At 33.2% G+C, this 4,698-nt stretch carries 9 protein-coding genes; all 9 read right to left on the minus strand.

Translation table 11 applies throughout. From position 1 onward, the window contains the following. Window positions 1–202: 202 nt before the first annotated feature. Window positions 203–475 carry a colicin immunity domain-containing protein gene (locus Q0605_RS11285; protein WP_297922149.1) on the minus strand — a complete coding sequence of 91 codons (273 nt, stop codon included), beginning with the start codon at window positions 473–475 and terminating at the stop codon, window positions 203–205. 24 nt (window positions 476–499) lie between these two features. Then, complete coding sequence (locus Q0605_RS11290) at window positions 500–772, minus strand: hypothetical protein (RefSeq protein WP_297922146.1); 273 nt, start codon at window positions 770–772, stop codon at window positions 500–502. Window positions 773–818: 46 nt separating this feature from the next. Next, window positions 819–1,298: a hypothetical protein gene (locus Q0605_RS11295; RefSeq protein WP_297922143.1), complete on the minus strand. Its 480-nt coding sequence runs from the start codon at window positions 1,296–1,298 to the stop codon at window positions 819–821. Window positions 1,299–1,459: 161 nt separating this feature from the next. Then, entirely contained in the window at window positions 1,460–1,813 is a 354-nt protein-coding gene (locus Q0605_RS11300; protein WP_297922141.1) for a hypothetical protein, read from the minus strand. A 25-nt stretch (window positions 1,814–1,838) separates the two neighbouring features. Then, a complete protein-coding gene (locus Q0605_RS11305) occupies window positions 1,839–2,450 on the minus strand; it encodes a hypothetical protein (RefSeq protein ID WP_297922138.1) in 612 nt (203 codons plus the stop codon). A gap of 31 nt (window positions 2,451–2,481) precedes the next feature. Next, window positions 2,482–2,820, minus strand: a complete 339-nt coding sequence (locus Q0605_RS11310; protein WP_297922135.1) for a hypothetical protein — start codon at window positions 2,818–2,820, stop codon at window positions 2,482–2,484. Next, window positions 2,813–3,292 (minus strand): Imm41 family immunity protein, encoded by a 480-nt coding sequence (locus Q0605_RS11315; RefSeq protein WP_297922132.1) that lies wholly within the window; start codon window positions 3,290–3,292, stop codon window positions 2,813–2,815. Before Q0605_RS11315 ends, Q0605_RS11310 begins: the two co-directional genes overlap by 8 nt. 4 nt (window positions 3,293–3,296) lie before the next feature. After that, window positions 3,297–3,683: an Imm41 family immunity protein gene (locus tag Q0605_RS11320; RefSeq protein WP_297922130.1), complete on the minus strand. Its 387-nt coding sequence runs from the start codon at window positions 3,681–3,683 to the stop codon at window positions 3,297–3,299. Between the two features lie 75 nt (window positions 3,684–3,758). Next, the gene (locus Q0605_RS11325; RefSeq protein WP_298706944.1) at window positions 3,759–4,094 is read right to left on the minus strand and encodes a hypothetical protein; all 336 of its coding nucleotides are present in this window, start codon (window positions 4,092–4,094) and stop codon (window positions 3,759–3,761) included. Between the last annotated feature and the right edge of the window lie 604 nt (window positions 4,095–4,698).

Raw genomic sequence — 4,698 nt, forward strand, 5'->3', positions numbered from 1 at the left:
TCATCTGTAGCGTGCACAAGATATTTATCTTGATATTCTAAAGAAGCCATTACGCATAGTTTGTACAGAAGCACGCCTTTGCGAAATATATGTTTTCCATCAATTTGCATTTGGGTTTCCTTTTATTGGAATGTGAGTTTGCCCGCATTATATCGTAATATATTTTTAAAATTCTCGCAGAAATTATCATTTTATAAAACTACTATTTTAAAAGCGTAATTTGTTTTAAAGCCTTTTTCGCGCACTCCCTTAGATCCTCTTCACTTAATGAATCGCCTACCGTATCATCACCCCTCAACTCTTCATCTGGTTCGAATTCATCAATGTCAGTAAGAAGTCTATTAAGCGGCTCATAATATTCATCGGGAAAATTTTTATCATTCATAAATTTATCCCAATATATCTTTTCAAATTCAAATACGTCGATTCTGTTTTGCAAAAAATCCTCTATTATTTTTATATATTCCTCTATCACAATGGACCCCTTTCAAGTATATTTTTAATCGCCCGCCGCTCTAATGTTTAGAACCGGCCATGAATCACTACCTATATTCACGCCTTCGCATAAATTTTTTATAATCGTTAAGTCGTTAGAAGAAATTTTTATATCATATTCATACATTTGAACTAAAAAATCTTCCAGTGCTATACCATATTCGCCGGCTTTAACCAGCTCTTCCAAATAAATTACAAAGTCGCGCCGACCGACTCCGGTAAATTCATCTTCGTAATTACGGAATAAATTTAAAAATATCGGATCGCTGTATCTCATTCGCCACTTTCCTTAAATTTATTTCTCGTAGCCGCTTCATAATCTTCTAGCTTCGAATTTCTATTTGAATATCAAGCAAGTCATCGCGATCTGGGTATTTGGCGGTCTCCGAGAGCGTACATTGTATCACGTCTAGTAACTGCTCAGCCAAATCACCGTATTTTTTCTTAAATGCATCAAAATGTAAGAAAATTAGCTTTAAATCGTCTCGAACACCTTGCTTATTTTTTAACCCATATCTCGAGTTTTCTTCTTTTTCTTCGATGTATTCGCTATAGCTTTCCCATTCGTCCTTATCTTCATATTGTTCCCATTCTTCCTCGCTGTAGTCTTTCCATTCTTTAAATCGTAGAAACCAAAAGAAGTCCGCGAATGCATCAGGGCCGATACGCAGCGGCAAGGCTAACTTTTCAGATAGATAGGAGTATAACTTATGCTCTATTTCTTTGGGGCAATAATCATGCCACTCATCAATATATCTTCTGTCTTTTTGCAGCTCATCAAAATCAATCACTACTTCCGTCATTTTTTCCCTACTCTTTAATCCTGTCTCAAAGAAATTTCTGACCACTTTACGGCGCGGCGTGATATTTCATAAATTTTAACACCGAAAGCGTTTTTAAAATATCGTTACTTTTACCCTATAATTGTATGTAAATTTAATACTACAAATTCATAAGGCTAAAATTAAAATTGCTTGAAAATACTATCGTCGATATCGCTTACATTATAACCCATGAAATTTAAAAAATCTTTCGCTTCTTCACGTAGTTTTTCCCAAAGAGGCGTTTTATATATATCTTCATTGGGAAGACTTTTTATCTTATCTCTCATTGCTTCACATCGTTCTAATTCATCTTGCGTAAATTCTTCCTTAAATGATTGCGCCTCTATGCAGGCACTACTTAGGTCCTCTAGCAATTCTTCCGGCGATGTATATACATCGGCATCTGCATCGGCATTATCAATATACTTTGTTTGAAATTCAATTGACGCTAAAGCAAAAAGTGATTGCAAAAGCGCTTTTCTTCCTCTCGCCATTTTATTCTCCTAAATTTTATTACTTTTATATTCCGTACCACTTAGTTACATTTCCTTCTTCATCGATATCGACCTCTATGTGTTCGTATTTGTTGCAGAGGCTCGGAATTAAAATTTCATTATAATATCTTTTGCCGCATTCTGTGATAAACATATACATATTATGATGGCACCACCGATTCGGCTCCTCCCAAAAGGCGCAGTCTGCGTAAGTATAATTTTTTAGAGGTTCGTATGAGCGGGCTATAAATTTATCTAAATTATAAAAGAAATTTTCTCTTAAAATTTTCCATTCTTCAAATTTTTTCATATTTGAATTTATATTAGCGCTATTTTTATATTTTATGTCGGTATCTATGAAATTATTTAGATAAAACTGCCCAAATAGCATTATTAAAATATCTTTTACATTCTCATCGCATAAACTAAAATTATGAATTAATGTGCTAGCGATAGAATCGGTCTCATAGACTTCGGTGCTTTTCATTAGGCTAAACGCCTCAAGCTCATAAAAATCCAGTGGTCTTTTCCCGCTTGCGGATTGAAAATCTTTAAAAATCTTAAACCTAAAATCTTCCGCTTCGCTAAAGAAATAGACATACGGGCTTAAATTTAGATCGAGCGCTTTTATTCTCATTTTATACCGTCCAAACTATTGTTTTCGTATTTTAGCATTGTTTCGCGTAATAAGCTCTTCCCCGCTCTGTTTCTGTTACACAAAAATATGTGCTATTTATATCGACTGGCTCATAATTTTTATAATCTCTTAAAATATTTAAAATTTTAGACTTATCACATATCTCTTTCATTTCTGTATCATAACCCCAGTTTGAACTAAACAATCTTATATAACCTTGCTCGTATAAAAACAATAAAATTTCTTTCGCCACTTTAAGCGAATTGGCAACGTTAATAGAATTTAATTCCCAAACGATCTCCCATAAAGAGATATAATCGCCATCTTCGACTATTCCCGATAAAATAGTTAAAATCGTCTTTTTATTCATTTAAAACCGCATTTCCTTTTAATGGAATTTTAACTACCGCACCGTCTTTGCTATTTTTAGCACAAGACTCCAGCGTACAATTTTCATAGAAAAATTTGATTTTATAAAAATTTTCATCTCCCGATGCAACCGCCAATAATAGGCTTTTTATACGGCGAAATCTATCGAAAATATTCGGCTTTGTATCTTCTTGATATTTATACGTTTTAAAACATTCGCTTTTTGCGTCTATATCTACGTCGCGCCAACTTCCGTTTAGAAATATATCATTAGAGATAGAAATAATGCCTTGCATTATTTCTGGGTCCAACTCTTTGTTTTTATAATGCCGCAAAATCTTTTTTAAATCGGTTTCTAATTTCCAATATTCATCATCGGACCATAGATTATTATCCAAAATCATACCTATAAAGGAATTTGCATCATATCTATCATCAAATGCGGTATTTCTATAAAAATTTACAAGATTCATTGCATCAATCCTTTGGAGCATACCAAAAACCGCTATTGCTAAGCTTTTCTTTGAATACGATGCTGTTGCACAGAACCTTTAATCTTTCAAATCTATCATATATGCTAGGCACTACGCCGTCGCTGTTTTTCGCACACAACATATTACTTACATAAATTTCCGATTTGTCCTCCACGCCGATAACATCATTAAATATCGCTAGTATTGCGATGAAAATTTCTCTTGGAAGCGTTTTTTTATGATAAAAGCTCAAAATCTGCATTAAAGTTTTATCTAACTCCCAATAGTCGCAATCCGACCAGGTTCTTTGATATATAAATTTCCCGACAAACGAATTGATGCTGAATTTATCAGAATTCGTTGAATTCTGGCATAAAAGTTCTAACTCCATTAATCACCGTCCTTTTTTCATTCTTTATTAAACATTTAGCCATCTTTATGACAAATTTATATTTATAAAAATTGATTATTTTCTGCTCGGTAACTCTTTAGATAAAATTTTTGAATCGGGATATAATTTTTTTAAAAATTCTATCTCTTCTTGATCTAGCTCATCTAAAACCTCTTCTGTCGGTCTTTCGCTTAAAATTTTTCCATAAACCAAACTCAGCCTTTTATATGCGCGCGGGTTACCATTCTTTTCAAATTGCCTTATTATGACAATCCTGCACTCTTTTGTTATTTCGGTATCGCCCATAAAAAGATCTTTTATATCGCAAGAGGCGCTTTGCTCTTTATATAGATAAAATATCCACGCAAATAATATTATAGCGGCGGCAATAAAGTAAATTTTATTTTTCATGAAATCTCTTATTCTTTCGGTTTTCTATCCGCGTAATATAGATGTATGACTTCATCCATGTTAATCTCTTTTTCCTTTCCGATCCGCTCGGTACACAATGTGAAATTTCCCTCCCTCAAAACGCACTTTTTTAATAAACCAACTATAAAGTCGTTATTTGTGCATAGATCTAAATTTCCAGAATGAAATTTTTTAATAAAATTTAGCTCCTCTTTGTCTAATTCTTGCTGCGCCTTTTGATCTATACAATATCTATCTAAAAAATAAAATTCATAATAATAGAAAAGTCGCCTATATGCCCCGCTGTTGCCATTATTAGCCCGCCGTATCAATTTTAATCTGCATTTTTGCTCCATACGATTTTAGTTTTGCCTCAACATATCGTTAATATCACAAGGTGAAAAACTTAGCACCGAAAGAACAATATAAATATAAATAAATATACTAATTATGATGAGAAAAAATTTCATTTTATATCCTTACTTATTTTTGGTTTTTTAGATATAAACGATCAATCATAGAATTTGCCGATTTGATTAGTGATAAAAGTGGTGTCCTGCGTTGGATTCGAACCAACGACCCCCTCATTAAAAGTGAGATGCTC

Source organism: uncultured Campylobacter sp. (genome assembly GCF_938017705.1).
Classification (GTDB): domain Bacteria; phylum Campylobacterota; class Campylobacteria; order Campylobacterales; family Campylobacteraceae; genus Campylobacter_B.

Bases quoted from the DNA above. Each gene is read 5' to 3' on its own strand.
- Q0605_RS11290 (WP_297922146.1), bottom strand. From the start codon at position 772: ATGAGATACAGCGATCCGATATTTTTAAATTTATTCCGTAATTACGAA.
- Q0605_RS11315 (WP_297922132.1), bottom strand. From the start codon at position 3,292: ATGAATCTTGTAAATTTTTATAGAAATACCGCATTTGATGATAGATAT.
- Q0605_RS11325 (WP_298706944.1), bottom strand. From the start codon at position 4,094: ATGAAAAATAAAATTTACTTTATTGCCGCCGCTATAATATTATTTGCG.
- Q0605_RS11300 (WP_297922141.1), bottom strand. From the start codon at position 1,813: ATGGCGAGAGGAAGAAAAGCGCTTTTGCAATCACTTTTTGCTTTAGCG.
- Q0605_RS11305 (WP_297922138.1), bottom strand. From the start codon at position 2,450: ATGAGAATAAAAGCGCTCGATCTAAATTTAAGCCCGTATGTCTATTTC.
- Q0605_RS11320 (WP_297922130.1), bottom strand. From the start codon at position 3,683: ATGGAGTTAGAACTTTTATGCCAGAATTCAACGAATTCTGATAAATTC.
- Q0605_RS11295 (WP_297922143.1), bottom strand. From the start codon at position 1,298: ATGACGGAAGTAGTGATTGATTTTGATGAGCTGCAAAAAGACAGAAGA.
- Q0605_RS11310 (WP_297922135.1), bottom strand. From the start codon at position 2,820: ATGAATAAAAAGACGATTTTAACTATTTTATCGGGAATAGTCGAAGAT.